The 23,798-nt window shown below is 43.6% G+C and carries 21 protein-coding genes, 1 other RNA gene and 1 pseudogene; 16 read left to right on the top strand and 7 right to left on the bottom strand.

The annotated features are described in order from the left end of the window. Window positions 1-58 precede the first annotated feature (58 nt). A complete protein-coding gene (rpiA, locus tag BM135_RS12090) occupies window positions 59-718 on the top strand; it encodes a ribose-5-phosphate isomerase RpiA (protein ID WP_092519966.1) in 660 nt (219 codons plus the stop codon). 280 nt (window positions 719-998) lie between these two features. Next, window positions 999-2,240, top strand: coding sequence for a phosphoglycerate dehydrogenase (gene serA, locus BM135_RS12080; RefSeq protein WP_092519965.1), 1,242 nt, complete (start codon window positions 999-1,001; stop codon window positions 2,238-2,240). 130 nt (window positions 2,241-2,370) lie between these two features. On the opposite strand, the gene BM135_RS12075 is transcribed toward serA, so the two are convergent. From BM135_RS12075 to zapA, 3 genes are all read right to left on the bottom strand, one after another. Further along, complete coding sequence (locus BM135_RS12075) at window positions 2,371-2,967, bottom strand: 5-formyltetrahydrofolate cyclo-ligase (RefSeq protein ID WP_092519964.1); 597 nt, start codon at window positions 2,965-2,967, stop codon at window positions 2,371-2,373. A 53-nt stretch (window positions 2,968-3,020) separates the two neighbouring features. After that, a non-coding RNA gene (ssrS, locus tag BM135_RS12070) (6S RNA) lies at window positions 3,021-3,205 on the bottom strand. A 146-nt stretch (window positions 3,206-3,351) separates the two neighbouring features. Then, window positions 3,352-3,657, bottom strand: a complete 306-nt coding sequence (zapA, locus tag BM135_RS12065; protein WP_092519963.1) for a cell division protein ZapA — start codon at window positions 3,655-3,657, stop codon at window positions 3,352-3,354. Between the two features lie 399 nt (window positions 3,658-4,056). Between zapA and BM135_RS12060 the strand changes: the two genes are divergently transcribed. The 7 genes from BM135_RS12060 (at window position 4,057) to gcvP (ending at window position 13,560) form a co-directional block, all read left to right on the top strand. Beyond that, window positions 4,057-4,626 carry a YecA/YgfB family protein gene (locus tag BM135_RS12060; protein WP_092519962.1) on the top strand — a complete coding sequence of 190 codons (570 nt, stop codon included), beginning with the start codon at window positions 4,057-4,059 and terminating at the stop codon, window positions 4,624-4,626. A gap of 163 nt (window positions 4,627-4,789) precedes the next feature. Then, a complete protein-coding gene (gene pepP, locus BM135_RS12055; protein ID WP_092519961.1) occupies window positions 4,790-6,109 on the top strand; it encodes a Xaa-Pro aminopeptidase in 1,320 nt (439 codons plus the stop codon). Window positions 6,110-6,153: 44 nt separating this feature from the next. Then, on the top strand, window positions 6,154-7,344 hold the full coding sequence (gene ubiH / locus BM135_RS12050) for a 2-octaprenyl-6-methoxyphenyl hydroxylase (protein WP_092519960.1): 1,191 nt from the start codon (window positions 6,154-6,156) through the stop codon (window positions 7,342-7,344). Window positions 7,345-7,357: 13 nt separating this feature from the next. Beyond that, on the top strand, window positions 7,358-8,590 hold the full coding sequence (gene ubiI / locus BM135_RS12045) for an FAD-dependent 2-octaprenylphenol hydroxylase (RefSeq protein WP_092519959.1): 1,233 nt from the start codon (window positions 7,358-7,360) through the stop codon (window positions 8,588-8,590). A gap of 373 nt (window positions 8,591-8,963) precedes the next feature. After that, window positions 8,964-10,061 carry a glycine cleavage system aminomethyltransferase GcvT gene (gcvT, locus tag BM135_RS12040; RefSeq protein ID WP_092519958.1) on the top strand — a complete coding sequence of 366 codons (1,098 nt, stop codon included), beginning with the start codon at window positions 8,964-8,966 and terminating at the stop codon, window positions 10,059-10,061. A gap of 86 nt (window positions 10,062-10,147) precedes the next feature. After that, window positions 10,148-10,540, top strand: coding sequence for a glycine cleavage system protein GcvH (gcvH, locus tag BM135_RS12035; protein ID WP_092519957.1), 393 nt, complete (start codon window positions 10,148-10,150; stop codon window positions 10,538-10,540). A gap of 143 nt (window positions 10,541-10,683) precedes the next feature. Continuing rightward, window positions 10,684-13,560 carry an aminomethyl-transferring glycine dehydrogenase gene (gcvP, locus tag BM135_RS12030; RefSeq protein WP_092519956.1) on the top strand — a complete coding sequence of 959 codons (2,877 nt, stop codon included), beginning with the start codon at window positions 10,684-10,686 and terminating at the stop codon, window positions 13,558-13,560. A gap of 157 nt (window positions 13,561-13,717) precedes the next feature. On the opposite strand, the gene BM135_RS12025 is transcribed toward gcvP, so the two are convergent. Next, window positions 13,718-14,323 (bottom strand): HD domain-containing protein, encoded by a 606-nt coding sequence (locus tag BM135_RS12025; RefSeq protein WP_092519955.1) that lies wholly within the window; start codon window positions 14,321-14,323, stop codon window positions 13,718-13,720. Between the two features lie 15 nt (window positions 14,324-14,338). Then, entirely contained in the window at window positions 14,339-15,346 is a 1,008-nt protein-coding gene (gene ygfZ / locus BM135_RS12020; RefSeq protein ID WP_092519954.1) for a tRNA-modifying protein YgfZ, read from the bottom strand. 355 nt (window positions 15,347-15,701) lie between these two features. Here ygfZ and sdhE point away from each other — a divergent pair, with 355 nt between their 5' ends. Beyond that, window positions 15,702-15,968: an FAD assembly factor SdhE gene (gene sdhE, locus BM135_RS12015; RefSeq protein WP_092519953.1), complete on the top strand. Its 267-nt coding sequence runs from the start codon at window positions 15,702-15,704 to the stop codon at window positions 15,966-15,968. Continuing rightward, the gene (locus BM135_RS12010) at window positions 15,949-16,374 is read left to right on the top strand and encodes a protein YgfX (RefSeq protein ID WP_092519952.1); all 426 of its coding nucleotides are present in this window, start codon (window positions 15,949-15,951) and stop codon (window positions 16,372-16,374) included. Before sdhE ends, BM135_RS12010 begins: the two co-directional genes overlap by 20 nt. A 9-nt stretch (window positions 16,375-16,383) precedes the next feature. On the opposite strand, the gene fldB is transcribed toward BM135_RS12010, so the two are convergent. Then, window positions 16,384-16,902 (bottom strand): flavodoxin FldB, encoded by a 519-nt coding sequence (gene fldB / locus BM135_RS12005; protein WP_092519984.1) that lies wholly within the window; start codon window positions 16,900-16,902, stop codon window positions 16,384-16,386. A 114-nt stretch (window positions 16,903-17,016) separates the two neighbouring features. Here fldB and xerD point away from each other — a divergent pair, with 114 nt between their 5' ends. The 5 genes from xerD (at window position 17,017) to lysS (ending at window position 23,325) form a co-directional block, all read left to right on the top strand. Next, the gene (xerD, locus tag BM135_RS12000) at window positions 17,017-17,988 is read left to right on the top strand and encodes a site-specific tyrosine recombinase XerD (RefSeq protein WP_092519951.1); all 972 of its coding nucleotides are present in this window, start codon (window positions 17,017-17,019) and stop codon (window positions 17,986-17,988) included. 33 nt (window positions 17,989-18,021) lie between these two features. Then, window positions 18,022-18,723: a bifunctional protein-disulfide isomerase/oxidoreductase DsbC gene (gene dsbC, locus BM135_RS11995; RefSeq protein WP_092519950.1), complete on the top strand. Its 702-nt coding sequence runs from the start codon at window positions 18,022-18,024 to the stop codon at window positions 18,721-18,723. A gap of 54 nt (window positions 18,724-18,777) precedes the next feature. After that, window positions 18,778-20,511, top strand: a complete 1,734-nt coding sequence (gene recJ, locus BM135_RS11990; protein ID WP_092519949.1) for a single-stranded-DNA-specific exonuclease RecJ — start codon at window positions 18,778-18,780, stop codon at window positions 20,509-20,511. A 191-nt stretch (window positions 20,512-20,702) separates the two neighbouring features. Further along, a protein-coding gene (gene prfB / locus BM135_RS11985) for a peptide chain release factor 2 (RefSeq protein WP_139204103.1) occupies window positions 20,703-21,801 on the top strand; the annotation gives its coding sequence in 2 pieces (ribosomal slippage) (window positions 20,703-20,777 and window positions 20,779-21,801; 1,098 coding nt in all). A gap of 9 nt (window positions 21,802-21,810) precedes the next feature. Then, complete coding sequence (gene lysS / locus BM135_RS11980) at window positions 21,811-23,325, top strand: lysine--tRNA ligase (protein ID WP_092519948.1); 1,515 nt, start codon at window positions 21,811-21,813, stop codon at window positions 23,323-23,325. 36 nt (window positions 23,326-23,361) lie between these two features. On the opposite strand, the pseudogene BM135_RS11975 reads toward lysS, so the two are convergent. After that, window positions 23,362-23,798, bottom strand: a pseudogene (locus tag BM135_RS11975) (IS982 family transposase); the annotation flags it as partial.

The following is a 23,798-nucleotide window of genomic DNA, read 5'->3' as shown; positions in this document are numbered from 1 at the left end:
TATTGTTTATACTAGCTATCAGATTTTTTCTTGTAACTGATTATAGGCTGTGATCGATATGACTCAGGATGAACTGAAAAAAGCAGTAGGTTGGGCGGCATTGGAATACGTTAAGCCAGACACAATTGTCGGTGTTGGTACAGGCTCTACGGCTGCGCATTTTATTGATGCGTTAGGAACTATCAAAGATAAAATTGAAGGTGCAGTATCTAGCTCTGAAGCATCAACAGAAAAATTGAAAAGTCTTGGCATCCCTGTGTTTGACTGCAATGAGGTTGACACTTTGGATATTTATGTTGATGGCGCTGATGAAATTAATGATCAAATGCAGATGATCAAAGGCGGTGGTGCAGCATTAACCCGAGAAAAAATCATTGCAGCGGTTGCAAAGAAATTTATCTGTATTATTGATTCGTCTAAGCAAGTCGATGTGTTAGGCAAATTCCCCCTGCCAATTGAAGTCATCCCGATGGCACGAGCTTATGTGGCCCGTGAGTTGGTGAAACTAGGTGGAACACCCGTTTATCGTGAAAACGTAGTGACAGACAATGGCAATGATATTCTGGATGTTCACAACCTTTCTATTGTTGATCCTGTGGCGTTAGAAAATAAAATCAATGGAATCGTTGGCGTGGTAACGGTGGGTCTTTTTGCTAATCGAGGAGCTGACGTGGTACTGGTAGGTACTGCGGATGGTGTTAGAGTGCTCGCTAAATAATCGTTTTTGAGGGTGGAATATCCTGCCCTCAAAATATTTTTGTATTTATTCAAAAAAAGAAATTTAGTGATATATATCACGCTGTTGTCTAAAGAAAACTCGAAATCCCGTCTTTATTCCGTAACGAATTATTTTACTTTGCATAACAACTTATTTACTGTTGCTTATTCTGTAATATAAGCAATCGATTGTATTGCCGTTGCTGTTTTTTTTGTTATTTTGGTGGAATCGATATGCATTATGAAAGTTAGTACAAATTTAGTATAACTAGGGCGGGCAAATGGTTAAGGTATCTTTAGAAAAGGATAAAATTAAATTTCTGCTACTGGAAGGCGTTCATCAAAGCACAGTAGACAACTTAAAAGCGGCAGGATACAGCAATATTGAGTATCACAAAGGGGCATTAGAGCCTGAAGCGTTGAAAGAAGCGATTTGTGATGCCCGATTTGTGGGGATTCGTTCTCGTACTCAGCTGACGGAAGAGATTTTTTCCGTAGCGGAAAAGCTGGTTGCAATCGGGTGTTTTTGTATTGGTACTAACCAAGTTGATCTAAAAGCCGCTGCAAAACGTGGTATTCCTGTATTTAATGCACCTTTTTCCAATACTCGTTCGGTAGCTGAAATGGTATTGGGTGAATTGTTGCTGCTATTGCGTCGTATTCCTGAGGCAAATGCAAAAGCACACAACGGGGTATGGGATAAGCAGGCAAAAGGCTGCTACGAAGCGCGTGGAAAAAAATTAGGTATTATCGGTTACGGACATATTGGCACACAGCTTGGTATTTTAGCTGAAAATATTGGTTTGAATGTCTATTTTTATGATATTGAAAATAAATTACCACTGGGTAATGCACAACAAGTTCATCATTTATCTGAATTGTTGAATATGAGTGATGTTGTCAGCCTGCACGTCCCTGAAACAGTTTCAACTAAGAATATGATTGGTGTGGCAGAATTAGAATTAATGAAGCCAGGTTCAATTTTGATCAATGCATCACGTGGTACTGTAGTTGATATTTTGGCACTCAGCGAAGCGCTGGAAACAGGACATCTCTCTGGTGCAGCTATTGATGTTTTTCCTCAGGAACCTACAACAAACAACGATCCTTTCATCTCACCATTAAGCAAGTTTGATAACGTACTGTTGACACCACACATTGGAGGATCAACACAAGAAGCCCAGCAAAATATCGGTTATGAAGTCTCAGGTAAGCTGGTCAAATACTCTGACAATGGTTCTACATTGTCGGCAGTTAACTTCCCTGAAGTGTCACTTCCTGTTCATGCCAAGGATAGTCACCGATTACTGCATATCCATGAAAACCGTCCTGGTATTTTAACTAGCATTAACCAAGTGTTCACTGAGCAAGAAATCAATATTGATGCTCAATATTTACGGACTGACGGTGATATTGGTTATGTGGTGATTGATATCACGACGCAAAATCCAGCCCAAGCTGAATTGGTCTTGCAGAAATTGAAAGCCTTGCCGGGTACTATCCGTTCTCGTTTGCTTTACTGAAATATGATTGGCTGAAATATAATTGCCCGTTAACAAGAGCAATTATTGATTAAGACGAGATTTATTAGAAAAGGGGCTATTGAAGACGTGCTATTGAAAATATAATAGCCCCTGTTAATTATTTAGAGATTTATACCCATCGCCATACTTTTTCTGGTGTAATAATTTCTGGCAGAGGGATATCCCAACTCGCATTGGGTAATTTCTCAACTAACTGAAAATTGTGAGCCAGTCCAATAGGATAAAAATTCTGTTGTTGCCATCTTGCGAGGGTTCTATCGTAGAAACCACCTCCCATACCTAAACGTTGCCCTGTACAATCGAAAGCGACAAGTGGAATAAGCATGACATTCAGTTCAGAGATGGGTAAAACCTGTCGGACATCCAACTGAGGCTCTTCTATGTTAAAGCGGTTCCGAATAAGGGAGGTATCGGCGCAATAACGAAGAAACAGCAGGTGATTCCGGTTGAAGGGATGCAAGATTGGCAAATAGACCTGTTTATTTTGTTGCCAAAGTTGTTGAATCAGCGGTCGTGTATCTAATTCCCCATCAAAGGAGAGATAAAGGGCGATTTTATCTGCTTGCTGGATTTTAGGGTGAGACATGACCTGTTTAACGGCTTGCCGGGAAAACTGTAATTGTTGTTCAGGAGACAGGCTTTGACGTAGTTGGCGAATTTTTTTTCTGATGGATTTGCGGAGAGAAAAGAAAGAATCTGATTGCATAATACCTGCCTATTAATTAATGCAGAAAAGGATACAAAACAGATAAAAATATGGGGTTCTCCAAGATGCCGTTGCAGGTGGTAACCCTTGAACCCTTGGTTCAAGGTGAACGCAGAGTCGTTTCTATTAGGCTTCTTGGTCTGGGCCAAGCATGCTCACAAGAAACAGAGCACCACATTCTATGGATATGAAATATCGGCTCAGGGGACTTACCTGCTCACGAACACCTCAGAGAAATTTTTTGCTGCTTAACTACCTAAATAGACTCTAAGCAACGCTATGAAGCCTATTGTATGGAACTAAATGAAGAAAGCAACTGCTTATATTAATCTATCGTGATTACTGCCTGATTTATCAACAAAATTTAGCTGATGGGTCGGAGTATCAGGTAATTTTACCCTGTTCTAACAGTGCTTTCTCAATGGACTGCTGGAGCATTCTTATTTTTTGTTCCATATTGTAGGCATAATCACGGGTTTTCACCTTCTCCTGTGCCAATTCGTGACAGACATTCAGTGCCACAATAAAAACCAGTTGCTCAGTGTTAGTTACTCTGGTGCGTTCTTTGAGGTTATGCAAACGCTGATCAAGTTCCTCAGCAGCAGCTTGCAATGCTTCAATCTGCTCTGGTGGACAATTGACACGTAATGACCGCCCAAAAATCTGAATATCTACTGGCTGTGCAGACATGACACCTTCCTGATTTATTACTGTGCCGACACCTTGATTTTGACATATACCCCTTATCTTTCAAATTGCGGCTTTATTTGATGGAGCTGCAATTTGAAATCTATTGGGCATAAATACATTTTGGTATAAAAACAAGGCCGACACCAATCATTACCGTACAATACCAAAAGCTTCCCTTTTTCTTCCCTTCATCTTTCAAGCCATTGCTTTTGGACAATGTTCACTCATCCCAGTTAGCTATAGATACAAAATAATCTATATTTCTGGGGATGGATGTCCTTGCCATCACGCTGCAACTCGAAATCTATTGAGGATATATCGGTGTGTGCTGTCTGGTATAGCGACTCCCCTTGATGGTAGCATAGCATGAACTTATATCGCCAACGATGATCAATATACATGTCTATACAAAACTCATTACCTAATTATCAGTCATTTGATGAAATTTTGCATCAACAGTCCGTTGCGCTGACAGCAGCAGAAATGCATGGCTTAATCAGTGGATTACTATGTGGTGGAAATCATGATAGTAGTTGGCAGACATTGGTGCATGATCTCGCTAATGATGGTTTGGCATTTTCTCAGGTTTTGGCTCAGCCGCTCAGGGAATTGTATGAAACAACATTTGAATCACTGGATAACAGTAATTTCTCGTTTCATCTGCTACTTCCTAATGAAGAGGCCGGGATTTTTGAATGCGCAGATGCGTTGGCGGGATGGGTGAATCACTTTCTGCTGGGATTGGGAGTAGCGAATCCCAAGTTGACAGAAAGGCCGGAAGTTAAGGAAATTGTTACCGATTTACGTAATATCGGTATGTTGGGCTATGACGAAAGTGAAGATCAGGAAGAATTATCCCAAGCTCTTGAAGAAATACTGGAATATGTTCGTGTTGCAGTTCAACTCTGCTATATCGCGTTAGCGATACCTAAAACAGCAGGCAAAAATGAAAAGCCAACGTTGCACTGATTGGCGATATTTATCTAATAGATTTCAAGTTGCAGCGTAATGGCTGAAAGAAACTCTCAGGAGCGCAGTTGATTATGTGATTCGGAGAATTAATACGACTAACCAAACAGCGACTTGAACGATAAAGGGCATAATAACTAACAATGGAATTGCAGGAGAGGGTATGACTAATAAGCAAGAATATTTATCCCGTCGTCAGGCATTATTGTCAAAAATGGCACCAGCCAGTGCCGCCATTATTTTTTCTGCCTCGCCTGCGACACGTAATTCAGATAGTGAATATCCCTACCGTCAGCACAGTGATTTTCTTTATCTGACAGGGTTCAATGAGCCGGAAGCCGTTCTGATACTGATCAAAAGCAATGAAACTCACAATCATAGTGTGTTGTTTAATCGAGTTCGTGATTTGACTGCGGAAATTTGGTTTGGTCGCCGTCTTGGTCAAGAAGCTGCACCAGAAAAATTGGGGGTGGATCGTGCCCTGCCATTCGATGATATCAATGAACAACTTTATTTGTTACTGAATGGTCTGGAAGTGATTTATCATGCTCAAGGAGAATTTGAGTACGCTGACCAAATCGTATTTGGTGCTTTGGATAAATTGCGCAAAAACGGTCGTCGTAATCTCAGTGCTCCAATGGTTATGGCAGACTGGCGTCCGTGGGTACATGAAATGCGTCTGTTTAAATCAAAAACAGAATTGGAAATCATGCGTAAAGCTGGAGAAATCAGTGCCCAAGCACATACCAGAGCGATGCAGGTTTGCCGTCCTGACATGTTTGAATACCAGCTTGAAGCCGAAATTCACTATGAATTTACCCGTCAGGGTGCCCGTTACCCGGCTTATAACACCATCATTGGGGCGGGAGAAAACGCGTGTATCCTGCATTACACTGAAAATGATCGTCGCATGAAAGACGGTGATTTAGTGTTGATCGATGCCGGGGGTGAATATGAGGGATATGCTGGTGATATTACGCGGACATTCCCAGTAAATGGTAAGTTTACGCGTCCCCAACGTGAAATCTATGACATTGTGCTGGAAGCCATCAACCTTTCCCTTGAACTGTACAGACCGGGTACCAGCATAAACAAGGTTACGGAGCAAATTGTACGCGTCATGGTAGAGGGATTAGTTAAATTGGGAATTATGCATGGCGAAGTCGAACAATTGATCGAAACCAATGCTTATCGCCAATTTTTCATGCATGGTTTGAGTCACTGGCTGGGGCTGGATGTGCATGATGTAGGCAATTACGGTGTTGATCGTAATCGCATCCTTGAACCCGGTATGGTGCTGACTGTAGAGCCCGGGCTTTACATTGCACCAGATGCGGATGTCCCGCTGGAATACCGTGGTATCGGTATCCGCATTGAAGATGACATTGTGATAACGGAAACAGGAAATGAAAACCTGACTGAATTTGTCGTGAAAGATCCGGATGAGATAGAAGCTCTGATGGCACAGGCAAAGCACAATTAAGATAAAAGTAATCAGAAAAAGTTAAAGTAATCAGGAAGCTATTAATGAACGTGATTATTGTGGGCGGAGGAATGACTGGGGCTACATTGGCTCTGGCTATTGCTTCGCTGAGTCGGGGTCAATTGCAAGTCTCCTTGATTGAAGCAGCAGAACCCATTCAGGAGCATCCCGGTTTTGATGCAAGGTCTATTGCTTTGGCTTATGGGACATGTCAGCGCTTGAATCAGATAGGCATCTGGCCTGTGCTACAACATAGTGTTACCCCAATAACTCACGTTCATGTCAGCGATCGTGGTAATAGCGGTTTCGTCAATATCCGCGCCGATGATTATGATATACCGGCATTAGGCAATGTGATTGAATTGCATGATGCTGGAATCCATCTTTTTGATTTATTAAAACAATCTTCAAATATTAAACTTCACTGTCCGGCCAGAGTGAGTTCTGTTGACCGTTTGGAAAGTTCTGTGGTGGTTACGCTGGATAATGGCGAAAAACTGACAGGAGAATTGCTGGTGGCTGCGGATGGTAGTCACTCTGCGATAGCTCAAGCGTGCAATATACCATTCCAGCGGCAATCTTATGAACAGACAGCAATTATTGCCAATGTACTGACTTCTGAACATCCTCAAGGAAGGGCATTCGAGCGTTTTACCAAACATGGCCCATTGGCGCTGTTACCTATGTCCGAGGGGCGCAGTTCGCTGGTATGGTGTCACCCACTGGAAAAACAATCAGAAATCAATAACTGGAACCAAAACGAATTTCTCCAACATCTGCAAAAAGCATTTGGCTGGCGTTTGGGGAAAATGCTGGAAACCGGCCAACGATACAGTTATCCGTTGGCTTTGTCGACAGCCAGTAGGCAGGTTAGCCACCGTCTGGCCTTGGTAGGCAATGCATCCCAAACCTTGCATCCGATCGCCGGTCAGGGTTTTAACTTAGGGATGCGTGATGTTATGGCTCTGGCACAGGTTATTTCAGCAGCGGCTGCTTCAGGGCAAGACATTGGTTCCCATAAGACCCTGACACAATATCAGCAACAGCGTCAGGCAGATCGTAAAACCACCATTGGGATCACAGATGGATTGGTCAGGTTATTCGCCAATGACTATTTACCGTTAAAAATTGGGCGGAATTTGGGCTTGATGACGATGGAAATATTACCACCAATGCGGGATCTATTTGCCTGTCGGACATTGGGTTGGGTTGCACAGTCACCATTGGCAGATTAAGAGGAAAGAAAAAATGCAATCATTTGATGTGGTGATCGCAGGGGGCGGAATGGTTGGCCTTGCGCTGGCCTGTGGTTTGCAAGGTAGCGGTTTGCGCATCGCGATTGTAGAAGAATACCCACCGACAAAGCCATTTGATGCCAATGATGAATATGCGTTGCGGGTTTCAGCCATCAATGCAGCCAGCGAACGATTACTAACCCACCTTGGTGTTTGGCAGGATATCCTTGCGATGCGAACCAGACCTTATCAGGGTATGGAAGTTTGGGATCAGGATAGTTTCGGGCGTATTCAGTTCAATGTGGCGGAAAATGGCCTGACACACTTGGGCCATATCGTCGAAAACCATGTAATCCGACAAGCGCTTTGGCAACGTGTGGAAAGTCTGCCAGACGTGATGATTTTTACTCCATCCTCTCTTAAGAATGTTGTCTGGGGGGAAAACGAAGCCTTCATCACTTTATCTGATGAAAGAATGCTGACTTCACGTTTAGTTGTTGGCGCAGACGGAGCTCATTCTTGGTTGCGTCAATATGCAGATATACCGCTGACTTTCTGGGATTATGAACACCATGCGTTGGTGGCGACAATTCGTACTGAGGAACCTCATGCCAATGTTGCACGTCAGGTTTTCCACGGTGATGGAATACTGGCTTTCTTGCCACTGCCAGATCCTCACCTATGTTCGATTGTTTGGTCATTACCGTCTGGATTTGCGCAACAGCGTAAATCTATGGAACCGGAACTGTTTAATCGGCAACTGAGCGTGGCATTTAATATGCGTCTTGGTCAATGTGAACTGATCAGTGATCGACAAACCATACCATTGATGGGACGTTATGCGCGCAATTTTGCTGCTCATCGAATGGCACTATTGGGTGATGCAGCACACACTATCCACCCACTGGCTGGTCAGGGCGTCAATCTCGGCTTTATGGATGTAGCAGAATTGATCGGTGAATTGAATCGCTTGAACCAGCAAGGAAAAGACATCGGTCAGTATCTCTATTTGGGGTGCTATGAACGTCGCCGCAAACACAGTGCTGCGGTTATGCTCGCGGGTATGCAGAGTTTCCGCCAGTTATTTGATGGCAATAATCCGGCTAAAAAATTATTGCGGGGAATTGGGTTAACACTGGCTGATCACTTACCAGGAATGAAACCGCAATTGCTTCGCTATGCAATGGGGCTCAATGATCTCCCTGATTGGCTGACTTCTCAAACCTCTTCAGTTGAAAAGATCTAATTCAGCTCATTGTTTATAATTAGTTTTTCTAATGTTAGTCTAAGGTGTGTTAAGTAGATTTACTTCACACTTTAGCCTTTTTTTAACTTGAATATATTGTTTCTTACTGCCTTATTAAAAATCTTGAGGGTTCTGACACAATAAATTAGATAAAAATTATGCATGATAGTGAGTGTTTTTTAAGGTTGTCACTACAGTGTAGATAATTTATTTTATGGTTCATTTCCTGTTTCAGTGATAACTTCTGATTCCAAGGTATTGTTTGCGTTATTAACCGCTTCTTTGCTTCATGATCCAACACCTGTCGGTTAATACGCCGTATGTTTTTTCAGGTCACGAATGTTTTCATGTCAAGAATGGAAAGAGGGAAATAATGTCAAAACACACCCCACTATATGATCAACATCTGGCATGCGGAGCACGCATGGTAGATTTTCATGGCTGGATGATGCCTCTGCACTATGGTTCACAAATCGACGAGCATCATACAGTGCGTACTGATGCCGGGATGTTCGACGTTTCCCACATGACAATTGTGGATCTACACGGTACTGGTTGCCGTGATTTTCTCCGTTACCTTCTGGCCAATGACATTGCCAAGCTGACCGAGCAGGGCAAGGCACTTTATACTGGAATGTTAAATGCTTCTGGCGGCGTCATTGATGATCTGATTGTCTACTTCTTCACTGATAACTTTTATCGGATGGTTGTTAACTCGGCGACCCGTGAAAAAGACTTAGCATGGATTAACCATCATGCTGAGGAATATGACGTTGAGATTACCGTGCGTGATGATTTGGCTCTGATTGCTGTTCAGGGTCCAAACGCGCAAGCCAAAGTTCAATTATTGCTAAGTGATGAACAGAAGCAAACAGTAATCGGGATGAAACCTTTCTTTGGCGTTCAGTCGGGAAATCTATTTATTGCAACGACGGGTTATACCGGTGAAGCAGGTTATGAAATCGCATTGTCTAAAGAACAAGCGGCAGATTTCTGGCAACAGTTATTGGCAGTAGGCGTGAAACCTGCTGGATTGGGGGCACGTGACACATTGCGTCTCGAAGCAGGTATGAATCTTTATGGCCAAGAAATGGATGAAACCATTTCACCACTGACAGCCAACATGGGATGGACAATTGCCTGGAAACCGGAAGATCGTCAGTTCATTGGCCGCGAAGCATTGGAGAAGCAACGTGAAACAGGCACTGAACAATTGGTTGGATTGGTCATGCGTGAAAAAGGAGTATTGCGTGGCGGTTTAACGGTTAGTTTCACTAATGATTCAGGCGAAATGCGTTCCGGAGTTATTAGCAGTGGAACATTCTCCCCAACCTTAGGATTTAGCATCGCTCTTGCACGTGTACCACAAGGTATTGGTGAACAGGCGGTTGTCCAGATCCGTAATCGTGAAATTCCCGTTCAGGTTGTTAAACCGGGCTTTGTGCGGATGGGTAAATCGCTAGTAGAGTAGTTTTTTGTCGTAATATTTTGATTATTGTAATGTTTTAGTTGTTGTAACGTTTTGCTCTATGAACAAAAAACAAGGAGATGGCAACTATGAGTCATGTACCAGTAGAATTAAAATATACAGAATCACATGAATGGGTTCGTTCGGAAGGCGATGGTGAATATACCGTAGGTATTACCGAACACGCCCAAAAATTATTGGGAGATATGGTATTTGTTGATTTGCCTGAAATAGGCATAGAGGTAAATAGTGGTGATGATTGTGCTGTTGTAGAATCAGTCAAAGCGGCATCTGATATTTACGCGCCACTGAGCGGTAAGATTATCGCTGTTAACCCTGGGCTGGAAGGTTCTCCCGAATTAGTGAACAGTGAACCCTATAACGAAGGTTGGCTGTTCCGTATCAAAATAACTGATGAGAGTGAACTCACTAATTTGCTTGATGCTGAAGGTTATCAGTCCCTCTTGGAAGAAGACGAGTAATTGAGTTTGATTGCCCCATATCACATTGTGAATGGGGCTTTTTTATGTACTTGTTTTTTATAGCCAATAGATTTCAAGTGACAGAACACAAAAATGTAACTTGGAAGATAAAAGGTATAGCTAGTTTCAGGAAATTATCATCAATGACTCAGACATTAATCCAACTTGAAAATCAAGGTGAATTCATTCGTCGCCACATTGGTTCTTCTGCTGAACAGCAAACAGAAATGATGGCGATAGTCGGTGCAAATTCTCTTGATGATCTGACCAATAAAATCGTTCCCCGTGATATCGCATTATCAGAGCCTCCTGCGGTTGGTGAAGGAGCGACTGAACAACAGGCATTGGCTGAATTGAAAGCGATAGCGAGCCAGAACCAACGCTATCAATCGTATATCGGTATGGGATACGCACCCTCAATACTTCCCCCTGTTATTTTGCGTAATTTGCTGGAAAACCCTGGCTGGTATACCGCATATACCCCCTACCAACCAGAAGTTTCTCAAGGCCGATTAGAAGCTTTGCTGAATTTCCAGCAAGTTACCATTGACCTGACGGGATTAGATCTTGCCTCTGCTTCATTATTGGATGAAGCAACAGCAGCAGCAGAAGCTATGGCAATGGCAAAACGGATCAGCAAGCTGAAAGGCGCTGAGCGTTTCTTTGTGGCAGATGACATTCATCCACAGACGTTGGATGTTGTGCGTACCCGTGCTGAAACATTTGGATTTGAAGTCATTGTTGATAAAGCAGAAAAAGTACTGGAACTGGAAGGGATCTTTGGTGCCCTGCTGCAACAAGTGGGAACAACGGGCGAAGTTCACGATTACAGTGACCTTATTGCAAAATTGAAAGCACGTAAAATCATCGTTAGTGTTGCTGCGGACTTTATGGCACTGGTCATACTGACAGCGCCGGGTAAACAAGGTGCTGATATTGTATTTGGTTCTGCACAGCGTTTTGGTGTACCGATGGGATACGGCGGCCCTCATGCAGCTTTCTTTGCCTGCCGTGATGAATTCAAGCGTTCCATGCCGGGGCGTATTATCGGTGTTTCCCGTGATGCGGCAGGCAACAGGGCACTGCGCATGGCGATGCAAACACGTGAGCAGCATATTCGCCGTGAAAAAGCGAACTCCAATATCTGTACTTCTCAAGTTTTGCTGGCGAACATTGCAGGAATGTATGCTGTTTACCACGGTTCAGAAGGTCTGAAGCGCATTGCTGGTCGTATCCATCGTCTGACAGACATTCTGGCTGCTGGCTTGCAAAAAGCAGGTGTCACACTGCGTCATAAAACATGGTTTGATACATTGACCATTGAAGTATCAGATAAGGCTCAGGTACTGGCAAGAGCGGAAAAAGCGCACATTAACCTGCGTACCGATATTCTTGGTGCTGTTGGGGTATCATTGAGTGAAAAAACCAGCCGTGAAGATTTGATAACCCTGTTTCAAGTGATAACGGGTTCTGACTCAATACTGGATATCAATGCTCTTGATCTTGAAATAGCGGCAGACAGCCAATCTATTCCTGCCTCCATGCTGCGTAATGACGAAATTTTGACACATGACAACTTCCGTCGTTACCACAGTGAAACCGATATGATGCGATATATGCACAGTCTTGAGCGTAAAGATCTGGCGCTGAATCAAGCCATGATTCCGCTGGGGTCATGTACCATGAAACTGAATGCAGCAGCGGAAATCACACCGATTACATGGCCTGAATTTACCGATATGCACCCTTTCTGCTCACCAGAGCAAGCGGAGGGTTATCATCAGCTGATCAGCCAGCTTTCCCATTGGTTGGTACTGCTGACCGGATATGATGCATTTTGCATGCAGCCCAATTCCGGTGCACAAGGGGAATATGCTGGTCTGCTGGCAATTCGCCGCTATTACACCAGCCGCGGTGAACAACATCGCCATGTTTGCCTGATCCCAAGCTCGGCTCACGGTACAAACCCTGCTTCTGCACATATGGCGGGCATGACCGTTGTCGTTGTGAACTGTGATAAAGAAGGCAACATCGATCTGGTTGATTTGCGCGAAAAAGCGGAAGAACACAGTAATGATCTTGCTTGTATCATGGTGACTTATCCCTCAACTCACGGTGTATATGAAGAAACCATCCGTGAAATTTGCGATATCATTCATCAAAATGGCGGTCAGGTTTACCTTGATGGCGCGAATATGAACGCTCAAGTGGGGATTACTACACCGGGTTTTATTGGCGCAGATGTTTCGCACTTGAACCTGCACAAAACCTTCTGTATCCCACATGGCGGCGGTGGCCCAGGCATGGGGCCGATTGGCGTGAAAAAACACCTTGCCCCATTTGTGCCGGGTCATTCAGTGGTAGAAATAGACGGAGTCACTACATTAGGTGCAGTATCCGCAGCGCCATTTGGTAGTGCATCTATTCTGCCAATTAGCTGGATGTATATTCGCATGATGGGAGCAAAAGGACTGAAACAAGCCAGCCAAGTTGCGATCTTGAATGCAAATTACATCGCATCCCGCCTGAAAGGAGCCTATGAGATCCTCTATACCGGACGTGATGGATATGTTGCCCACGAATGTATTCTGGACATTCGCCCATTGAAAGAAGAGTTCGGTATCAGTGAGATGGATATCGCCAAGCGTTTGATTGACTACGGTTTCCATGCCCCGACTATGTCATTCCCAGTTGCGGGAACTTTGATGGTTGAGCCAACGGAATCAGAAAGCAAAGTTGAAATTGATCGCTTCATTGACGCAATGCTGGCAATTCGGGAAGAAATCAGCAAAGTGGCAAGAGGAGAATGGCCTTTGGAAGATAACCCATTAGTCAATGCACCACATGTCCAGATTGAACTGATCGCTGATTGGAATCATGCATACAGTCGTGAAACTGCCGTTTTCCCAACCGTGGAAACCAAAGCCAATAAATATTGGCCGACAGTTAAACGTCTTGATGATGTCTACGGTGACCGCAATTTACATTGCTCCTGTGCGCCCATTGAAGATTATCGTTAATAGCGATTTATGAATATGCAATTAAGCCCTCGTCCAGCAGGACGGGGGTTAACTGAATATGTTTAATGACTTGAGTATGTTTAAAAATTTAACTTGAAGCTGTCAGAGTTTGTATAGACTGATTCTGACAGCTTGATTTAGAAGATCAAGGCGGGAGTTATTTTAACCAACCTTTTTCTTTTGCGGCTTCCAATTGTGGCAGCAAATATTCCCATAGCTCAGGGTAACTTTCGGAAACAAATTGAAGCAGGTTGTAAACTTGCTCAAAACGAATATTGTTCTCAACCCAGCTCTGCCCTTGGTTATGCAGATTCATAAATACCGGCATAATTCTATCGAGTGTTTTGGCAAATAGCGCTTCAGGAGTGATGGAATCTTCGTATTCGTGCCAAAGTTCCAGAAAGTAATCGCGCTGGGTTTCCGGCAATAACCCAAAAATACGGTTAGCCGCTTTAACTTCCTGTTCGTAAATAGCTTCACGGGCGGCCAGATCGAACGCGATAACATCACCTGCATCGATCTCAACAATGTCATGAATCAAAGCCATTTGCACGACGCGACCAATATTGACATCCCCGGCATAAGGAGCAAAACCAAGCACAGCAAGAGCAAAATGCCAGCTATGTTCTGCAGAGTTTTCATGGCGCGTGTTATTCAATAATTTCGTTTTGCGATGGACATATTTTAACTTATCCAGCTCCATGATAAACGCAATGACATCGGTGAAAGGGCCGAAATCAACAGAAGATATAGATAATGACATATAAAACCTCAATAATTATTTTTCTTCGTCCAGTGAATAAGGCAATGCCTGAATGGTGATTGTACTACCTTCATCTTCACGGATACGGAATACGCTTTCTATTTCCATATCATTATTCATGACCACTTGTACCCAGATTGAACCATCAACCAGTTTGATCGCCGCCAGCACTGAACCCGTCCGACGCCATTTATCGCCTAATTGCCATTCCAAATCGTCACCAGCGACAGGCAGAGACGAGGCATTACCTGCCAGCCAATACATGGCTCGCTTGTTTGCCCCACGATATTTGGCTCGAGCCACCATTTCCTGACCGGTATAACAGCCTTTTTTAAAGCTGATACTATTTTCGATTGCCTGAAGGTTTGTCGCTTGTGGAATAAATTGTACGCTGCTGGCTGCATCAATCACCGGGAATCCTGCTTCAATCTCCAGTGCCAGCCATTGCTGGCTGTCATTCAACTGCGACTGGAACTCTTCGATTAATGTTTCAGTTAATTTAACGGCAGTTGTTCTGTCTGTAACTAAAAGGAAACGTTCAGCGGGAAGTGTGAAGTGGAGAAGCGTTGTGGTTTCGTGCTGAATAACGGGAGATTTAGCATCGGGCAGGGTTGGGAAGAGTGTTGCCAGCGCTTCCCGGCTTCCTGTTCCGGCTACACCAAGCAAGATATTTTCTTCATCTTTGGCAAACGTCACTTTGGAAAACACGGCATATTTTTTTAATTCAGTTAATTGTGTTTCCAATAATGAACGGCGTGCAATATAGGCAAAACCTTCATCTCGCTGAAGCTGAAACAGCCGTAAGTTACTCCACATCTTGCCTTTGGCATCACAATGTGCGGTTAACACATGCTGGTTATCATTCAGAGAGGTAAGATCTGCTGTAATTTGTCCTTGCAGATACTTTTCTGCATCAGCTCCAGTAGCTGTCACGATTCCCCAGTCATCAAGGGAAATTAAAGTCAGTGGGAGTGTTGCAGAAGGGGATGGATATTGTGCAGAAAACGGAATTTGGTAAGCCATAGCAGCTCCTGCCAGTAAACTATCTGAGAAATAATGCTAATGGTAAAAGAGAAGTAGCTTAATGCAAAGGGGTTATTCCTGTTATTTATGGATAATGAATTTATTACCAACTTGTTGCGATATACTTCGCAACTTGTCGATATATCTAGTGATTCCACCCCGGTTGGTGATGAAAAACAGGCCAGAATCGTTGATAATCTTGCCCGACTATGAAATTTTGCAACCGTGATCATATTTAAAACGATGGGTAACTTGTTAATCTTTCGTGATCTAATTGTCACGATCTTATTCTTCCCTGATCTTAATATTGCTGTCCCAATGGCACGAATGAAAATGATAAAGAGGCTTTTTAAACATGGATATTGATAATAAAGCACGTATTCACTGGGCATGTCGTCGTGGAATGCGTGAACTGGATATTTCTATCATGCCATTTTTTGAGTATGAATATGATTCATTGAATGATGATGACAAACGGATTTTTGTTCGTTTACTGGAATGTCCAGACCCTGATCTTTTCAATTGGCTGATGAATTATGGACGACCTGAAGATGACGAGCTTTATCATATGGTGAAATTAATCCAAAGCAGAAACCAAGCCCGTGGTCCTGTGGAACAATAAACTAAAAGAATCTCGCCATACTCGCCTGTTTTCCACGGGCGTACATGGCGCAGTTGCTATTGCGGCTTTATTGACTCCCTGGCCAATTAACAGTGCTTACTTTTGGCTTCCAATGTTTGCCATCATCATAAGCAGTTGGATGTGGAGTCAGAAAAATATCCGGCAATGTCAGGGCAGGTTGGTGCTGTTCAAAGGCAACAAAGTGCATTGGCAAAAAGCCGCTTGGAGCATTACTCAGCCACCGTGGTTCCATCGCTATGGAATGGTCGTTATGCTCCATGCCTTTAATCAAACAGAAAATGTGCGCTATCAACCGCCAATCCGATTATGGGTGGCATCAGATAGTATGTCATCCGAGGCGTGGCGTCATTTGAATCAACTAATGCGCCAATACCCTGATAGCTAAAATGGACAGCTAAAACAGCGCTTCCATTTCAGCCAATATTTGCATGCACCATTCACTTAAACGTTCATCTGTTTGTTCGAATTGGTTTACATCGTCCAAAGCCAGCCCGACAAATTGTTTGCCATCTTCGGACAAAGGTTTCGGGCTGGTAAATTCATAACCTTCTGTCGGCCAGAACCCAATAAACTGTACACCTGTCGGTAGCAAGTGGTGATACAGCATTCCCAATGCATCCAGAAACCACTCACTATAATCGATTTGATCCCCCATTCCATACATGGCAACGATTTTTCCTGCCAGATCCAATGAGAGAAGCTGATCCCAAATAGCCAGCCAATCTTCCTGCAACTCCCCGAAATCCCAAGTTGGGATACCGAGGATCAGGACAGAATATTCTTCCATCAATTGGGGATCACAATCCTTGACATTATGTATGTCGATCAGATCTTCACCGAGTATATCGCGTATTTTTTCTGCTACCATTTCTGTATAGCATGTACTGGAACCGTAAAAGAGACCAATTTTCATCATTATTTATCAGGGAGTTTTGAATATCAGGGGCGGTATTGTAACAGAATAATTGCTTTTTCAGGCATAATGGCCGATAGGAAGGCGTAGATAGGCAGACAGAAAGGAGGGCTTATGCCAAAAGAACACAACCTGTCAGACAACCATTCATCGGAAAATAATTCACTTAAACAAAATTCAACGGAGCCATATTCATCGGACAATCCTCTGATAGAGCAATTTCTCGATACTATATGGCTGGAAAAAGATCTGGCCGAAAACACTTTGGCTTCTTATCGACTTGATTTACAAGCCTTGAATAATTGGCTAGTGCATTATGGTCATGATTTACTTTCAGTACAGTCAGTAGAACTACAATCATTTTTGGCTGAACGAGTGGATAGTGGTTATAAAGCGAGTAGTTCAGCCAGATTACTGAGCGCGATGCGAAGGTTGTTTCAATATCTTTATCGTGAAAGAATGCGGGAAGATGATCCAACAGCGTTATTATCTGCGCCTAAATTGCCTAAGCGTTTGCCCAAGGATTTAAGCGAAAAACAAGTTGAAGATTTGCTTGGTGTCCCTTTGGCTGGCCAACCAATTGAATTGCGGGATAAAGCTATGTTAGAAGTGCTTTATGCTTGTGGGTTACGAGTTTCAGAATTGGTTGGCCTGACCCTGTCCGATGTGAACTTACGTCAGGGAGTGATCAGAATTGTGGGTAAGGGAAATAAAGAAAGATTGGTTCCTCTGGGGGAAGAGGCTGTTTATTGGTTGGAAAAATATCTGGAATATGGGCGTCCGTGGTTATTGAATGGCTCTGTCTCTGATGTATTTTTTCCCAGTAAGCGGGGGACGCAGATGACACGCCAGACATTCTGGCATCGTATCAAACACTATGCCGTATTGGCAGGGATTGACACTGAACGCTTGTCACCCCATGTATTACGCCATGCTTTTGCAACACATCTACTCAATCATGGCGCTGACTTACGTGTTGTGCAAATGTTATTAGGTCATAGTGACCTCTCGACAACTCAAATATACACTCATGTAGCAACCGAACGTCTCAAAGCGCTTCATCAACAACATCATCCCCGTGGATAGCTTCAGAGTTAGATGAATATAAGGGAACAAATTATGAAGAAGATTACGTTTTGCCTTTCATTATTGTTGACTGCTGTTGCCAGCAATGCTTTTGCTAGTGAGAGTGCTATCAATAAGTCACTGTCTAAATGGAAAATAACCGCTGAAAGCATTACTCCATCACAATTTCCTGGTGTGAGTGCAATTTTAACCGAGAGTGGCGTCATTTATATGTCTAATGATGGTAAATATACGTTAACGGGGCAACTTTATGATATGAGTGGCAAGATATTGAAAAATATTGGCGATCAGATTTTAGTTAAAAAATTGGAATCTTTTAAAAATCAAATGATTATTTACAAAGCGCCAAAAGAAAAATATGTTGTCACTGTTTTTACTGATATCACTTGTGGTTATTGCCAGAAATTGCATGAGGACATGAAAGAATATAACGATCTGGGGATCACTATCCGTTACTTGGCGTTCCCTCGTCATGGGGAGCACCATCAATCAGCTAAAGATATGCAGTCCATTTGGTGCAGTGCGACACCGAAAAAATCATTGGACGCTGTTTTTAAAGGTGAAAAAGTCTCTCCAATTAAAGAATGCAAAATTGATATCATGAAACAATATCAGCTAGGCCACCAATTTGGTGTTCAGGGTACGCCAGCCATTATCCTGAAAGATGGTTACGTGCTTAGGGGTTATTTAGCACCGAAAGATTTACTGGATGTGCTGAAGAAACATAGCAACTAATTGAAATCGATAATGCATCCCATTCAGTGAATGCAAGCTAGTGAATAGAAACCTGTGAATAGAGAAACACAACTCCGCCGCCGACCAACGGCGGATTCCAGCCATCTTCCCCACAATATCCATCCGTTATTGCGCCGTTTATACGCTATGCGTGGCATACACCAAGCTGATGAACTGGAACGTGGCGCAAAGGGTCTCCTCAATTATCAATCCCTTAATGGCATTGAGCAGGCCGTTTCCTTGCTGGTTACAGCATTACATGAACATTGGCGCATTGTGATTGTTGGGGATTTTGATGCAGATGGAGCAACCAGCACAGCATTGAGCATTCGCGCTTTACGTGCAATGGGATATCGTCACCTTGATTATCTTGTTCCAAACCGTTTTGAAGATGGTTATGGATTAAGCGTTCAGGTGGTTGATGAAGTTGTCAAAGAAAACGCGGATTTGATTATCACCGTGGATAATGGGATCTCATCCCATGATGGTGTTGCAGCGGCACATCAACACGGTATCAAGGTGATTATTACTGATCACCATTTACCGGGTGAAACATTGCCAGCCGCGGATGCCATTATTAATCCCAATTTAATAGATTGCGCCTTTCCTTCTAAATCCTTAGCGGGCGTTGGCGTCGCATTTTATCTGATGTCTGCACTCAGGGCAGAATTGCGCAAATTGGCATGGTTTGAACAACAAGGCATTCCATTACCTAATTTGGCTGAGTTGTTGGATTTAGTGGCATTGGGTACAGTGGCCGATGTAGTTCCTCTTGATACCAATAATCGAATTCTGGTATATCAAGGATTAAACCGCATTCGAGCAGGGCGTTGCTGTGCGGGGATAAGGGCATTGCTCGAAGTTTCCAAACGGGAATCAACAAAATTAGCAGCCAGTGATTTGGGCTTTTCATTGGGACCAAGATTAAATGCCGCCGGACGTTTGGATGATATGTCTGTTGGAGTGGCGTTATTGTTGACTGATGATATGGCACAGGCTCGCCAGATTGCTTGTGAATTGGATGGCCTGAACCAAACTCGTCGGGAGATCGAGCAGAGCATGCAGCAAGAGGCCTTGCATATTTGCGATAAAATCGAGCAGACCCATATTCAGTTACCTTACGGGTTAGCAATTTACCATCCTGAATGGCATCAGGGCGTAGTGGGAATTTTGGCATCACGAATTAAAGAGCGTTTTCACCGTCCGGTTATTGCTTTTGCTCCGGCAGGTGATGGCAATTTGAAAGGTTCGGGACGTTCCATAAATGGTCTGCATATGCGTGATGCACTTGAACGCCTTGATACCCTGTATCCGGGGTTGATGTTGAAATTTGGTGGTCATGCGATGGCAGCAGGTTTGTCAATCGAACAAGACAAATTCGACCTGTTTCAGCGTCATTTTTCCGAGCTGGTGGCAGACTGGCTGGATATTGCCCAATTAGAAGGTGTGATCTGGAGCGATGGTGAATTGGCGTTAGGAGAACTATCACTGGAAGTTGCTGAAATCCTGCGTGACGGGGGGCCGTGGGGGCAGGCATTTGCAGAACCGATTTTTGACGGTAAATTCAAACTACTGCAACAGCGCATCGTTGGTGAAAATCACCTGAAAGTCATGCTTGAGCCATTAAATGGTGGGCCTATGTTAGATGGCATTGCATTTAACATTGATGCCAGCCGCTGGCCGGATAATAGTGTCAAAACGGTAGAACTAGCCTATAAACTGGATATTAACGAATTTCGGGGTAATCGTGATGTTCAGCTTTTGATCCAGCATATTTGGCCCTACTGAATTATCAAATCTCCGGCAATGTTATATACCCAGTTAGCTTTTACTCTTCATCTTTTAAGTAGCAGCCAATAAAGCTGCACTTTAAAAGATGAAGGGTATAAACCCTTTGATATATCCGTTACAATACGCGGTTCGAAAATATCCATGCGACCATTATTTATTCATAATACACAACGTATAAGACACAAAATATGTTTGAAATTAATTCGGTAAAAAATCACATTCAGGACCTGTCTGAGCGGACAGCAGTTCTGAGGGGGTATCTTTGACTATGATGCCAAGAAAGAGCGCTTAGAAGAAGTCAATGCTGAACTCGAACAGCCTGATGTCTGGAATGAACCGGAGCGGGCACAGGCGTTGGGTAAAGAGCGTTCGTCACTTGAAATCATCGTGGAAACAATTGATCAGCTCGTTCAGGGTTTAGAAGATGTGAACGGCTTGCTGGAATTGGCAGTTGAAGCTGATGACGAAGAAACCTTCAATGAAGCAGTCGCTGAATTGGAACAGTTAGAAGAGAAACTGGGTCAACTTGAATTCCGTCGCATGTTTTCTGGCGAATATGATAGCGCAAACTGCTATTTGGATCTTCAGGCGGGATCAGGTGGAACAGAAGCTCAGGATTGGGCCAGCATGTTGATGCGTATGTACCTGCGTTGGGCTGAATCCAAGGGCTTCAAGACGGAAATTATTGAAGAGTCTGATGGTGACGTTGCTGGTTTGAAATCTGCAACCATTAAGATCATTGGTGAATATGCTTACGGTTGGCTACGCACAGAAACGGGCGTTCATCGCTTGGTACGTAAAAGCCCCTTTGATTCAGGTGGTCGTCGCCATACATCATTCAGCTCCGCCTTTATCTACCCAGAAGTGGATGATGATATTGATATCGAAATCAATCCGGCTGATTTACGCATTGATGTATATCGTGCCTCTGGTGCTGGTGGTCAGCACGTTAACAAAACTGAATCTGCTGTACGTATCACTCACGTACCGACTGGTATTGTAACTCAATGCCAGACAGACCGTTCTCAGCATAAAAACAAAGATCAGGCGATGAAACAGTTGAAAGCGAAACTGTACGAACTGGAAATGCAGAAGAAGAATGCAGATAAACAAGCAATGGAAGAGAACAAATCGGATATCGGTTGGGGCAGCCAGATCCGCTCTTACGTTTTAGATGATTCCCGTATTAAAGATTTGCGCACCGGTGTAGAAACCCGCAATACGCAATCTGTGCTGGATGGGGATTTGGACAAATTCATTGAAGCAAGCTTAAAAGCTGGCCTATGAGGAACTAAAATGTCACAACAACATCAGGGAGCTGAACAGGCTCCTGATTTAAATAATGAACTGAAAACCCGCCGTGAAAAACTGGCTGCACTGCGCAGCAACGGCATTGCTTTTCCAAATGATTTTCGTCGCGAAAACATTTCCGAAGATCTGCATGCAGAATACGATGACAAGACTAAGGAAGAACTGGAAGAGCTGGGCATCGAAGTGACTGTTGCCGGTCGCATGATGACACGCCGCATCATGGGCAAAGCATCTTTTGCAACCCTGCAAGACATGGGTGGACGCATTCAGATCTACGTTTCCCGTGATGATCTGCCAGAAGGCATTTACAACACTCAGTTCAAGAAATGGGATTTAGGTGACATTTTAGGCGCACGAGGTAAGTTGTTCAAAACTCAAACAGGTGAGCTTTCCATTCACTGTACTGAGCTGCGTCTGTTGACTAAAGCACTACGTCCACTGCCGGATAAATTCCACGGTTTGGCAGATCAGGAAACCCGTTACCGTCAGCGTTATTTGGATCTGATTGCGAACGATGAATCACGCAATACATTCCAGATCCGCTCCCGCGTGATGTCTGCATTGCGTAGTTTCATGATCAAAAAAGACTTCATGGAAGTTGAAACACCAATGATGCAGGCGATCCCTGGTGGTGCAAGTGCGCGTCCATTCATCACGCACCATAACGCGCTGGATATCGACATGTACCTGCGTATTGCACCGGAACTGTACCTGAAACGTTTGGTGGTAGGTGGTTTTGAGCGCGTTTTCGAAATCAACCGCAACTTCCGTAACGAAGGTGTTTCTCCGCGCCATAATCCAGAGTTCACCATGATGGAACTCTACATGGCTTATGCGGACTACCAAGATCTGATCGTACTGACCGAAGATCTGTTCCGTACTTTGACTCAAGATGTACTGGGTACAACATTGGTGCAATATGGCGAACAAGAATTCGATTTCGGTAAGCCTTTTGTCAAGATGACCATGAAAGAAGCGATTTGCAAATATCGTCCAGAAACCAACATGGCAGATTTGGATGATATGGGTAAAGCAGTTGCTATCGCGAAATCTTTAGGTATCGACCTTGAAAAGGGCTGGGGCTTGGGTCGTGTTCAGTGTGAAATTTTTGAAGAAACCGCTGAAAGCCACTTGATTCAGCCGACATTCATTACGGAATATCCGGCAGAAGTTTCTCCTCTAGCACGTCGCAACGATGACAATCCATTCATTACTGATCGTTTTGAATTCTTCATCGGTGGTCGTGAAATTGGTAATGGCTTCTCGGAGCTGAACGACGCGGAAGATCAGGCAGAACGTTTCGCAGAGCAAGTTCGTCAAAAAGATGAAGGTGATGACGAAGCGATGTTCTATGATGAAGACTACGTGACTGCGCTGGAGCACGGTCTGCCACCAACAGCAGGCTTGGGGATTGGTATCGACCGTATGGTGATGTTGTTTACTAACAGCCACACCATTCGTGACGTTATTCTGTTCCCGGCAATGCGCCCGAATAAATAATCATTTTTGATTAAAACTAGTTAACCCCAATTCTGTTTAAGCCGTCACTGGAATATCTTTTTCTTCTGAGTAGAAAACTTTCAGTGATGGTTTCTTCTTTTTATGACAATAAGCCATTCACCCCGTTAAAACAGTCAACAGAAATCCTTTTATACTTCGATGACGAGCATGTTCTATTTGACAAATATTTTTTAATTGCCCATTAACCGTTTCGATAATAAAACGCCTTGATCACATTATCTTATCCCAATATTCCAGCACACTCGCTTTCATATTACTCCGCTTTTTCGTGATGAAAGTGACACCGTTTTTCGCTAAATCGTCTGCCACTTCCTGACTAAGATAACCTTTGTCGCCATACAAGGAACCGATTAATTCTTTTGCTAATTCCCGAACCACTTTCCTATCATCCGTATTTCCGGCCGTGATTTTGAGGGCCAGAATTTCGCCAAGATGGTTAATAATCCGGTGTA

This window comes from Xenorhabdus japonica (assembly GCF_900115195.1).
In the GTDB taxonomy this organism is placed as follows: Bacteria; Pseudomonadota; Gammaproteobacteria; order Enterobacterales; family Enterobacteriaceae; genus Xenorhabdus; species Xenorhabdus japonica.
Note: the sequence above shows the minus strand (reverse complement) of the source record. Positions and strands in the feature narration are given on the sequence as shown.

What these genes read in the sequence shown, in the direction of transcription:
- rpiA (WP_092519966.1), top strand. Translation starts at nt 59, where the DNA reads ATGACTCAGGATGAACTGAAAAAAGCAGTAGGTTGGGCGGCATTGGAA.
- serA (WP_092519965.1), top strand. Translation starts at nt 999, where the DNA reads ATGGTTAAGGTATCTTTAGAAAAGGATAAAATTAAATTTCTGCTACTG.
- BM135_RS12075 (WP_092519964.1), bottom strand. Translation starts at nt 2,967, where the DNA reads ATGCAATCAGATTCTTTCTTTTCTCTCCGCAAATCCATCAGAAAAAAA.
- zapA (WP_092519963.1), bottom strand. Translation starts at nt 3,657, where the DNA reads ATGTCTGCACAGCCAGTAGATATTCAGATTTTTGGGCGGTCATTACGT.
- BM135_RS12060 (WP_092519962.1), top strand. Translation starts at nt 4,057, where the DNA reads ATGTCTATACAAAACTCATTACCTAATTATCAGTCATTTGATGAAATT.
- pepP (WP_092519961.1), top strand. Translation starts at nt 4,790, where the DNA reads ATGACTAATAAGCAAGAATATTTATCCCGTCGTCAGGCATTATTGTCA.
- ubiH (WP_092519960.1), top strand. Translation starts at nt 6,154, where the DNA reads ATGAACGTGATTATTGTGGGCGGAGGAATGACTGGGGCTACATTGGCT.
- ubiI (WP_092519959.1), top strand. Translation starts at nt 7,358, where the DNA reads ATGCAATCATTTGATGTGGTGATCGCAGGGGGCGGAATGGTTGGCCTT.
- gcvT (WP_092519958.1), top strand. Translation starts at nt 8,964, where the DNA reads ATGTCAAAACACACCCCACTATATGATCAACATCTGGCATGCGGAGCA.
- gcvH (WP_092519957.1), top strand. Translation starts at nt 10,148, where the DNA reads ATGAGTCATGTACCAGTAGAATTAAAATATACAGAATCACATGAATGG.
- gcvP (WP_092519956.1), top strand. Translation starts at nt 10,684, where the DNA reads ATGACTCAGACATTAATCCAACTTGAAAATCAAGGTGAATTCATTCGT.
- BM135_RS12025 (WP_092519955.1), bottom strand. Translation starts at nt 14,323, where the DNA reads ATGTCATTATCTATATCTTCTGTTGATTTCGGCCCTTTCACCGATGTC.
- ygfZ (WP_092519954.1), bottom strand. Translation starts at nt 15,346, where the DNA reads ATGGCTTACCAAATTCCGTTTTCTGCACAATATCCATCCCCTTCTGCA.
- sdhE (WP_092519953.1), top strand. Translation starts at nt 15,702, where the DNA reads ATGGATATTGATAATAAAGCACGTATTCACTGGGCATGTCGTCGTGGA.
- fldB (WP_092519984.1), bottom strand. Translation starts at nt 16,902, where the DNA reads ATGAAAATTGGTCTCTTTTACGGTTCCAGTACATGCTATACAGAAATG.
- xerD (WP_092519951.1), top strand. Translation starts at nt 17,017, where the DNA reads ATGCCAAAAGAACACAACCTGTCAGACAACCATTCATCGGAAAATAAT.
- dsbC (WP_092519950.1), top strand. Translation starts at nt 18,022, where the DNA reads ATGAAGAAGATTACGTTTTGCCTTTCATTATTGTTGACTGCTGTTGCC.
- lysS (WP_092519948.1), top strand. Translation starts at nt 21,811, where the DNA reads ATGTCACAACAACATCAGGGAGCTGAACAGGCTCCTGATTTAAATAAT.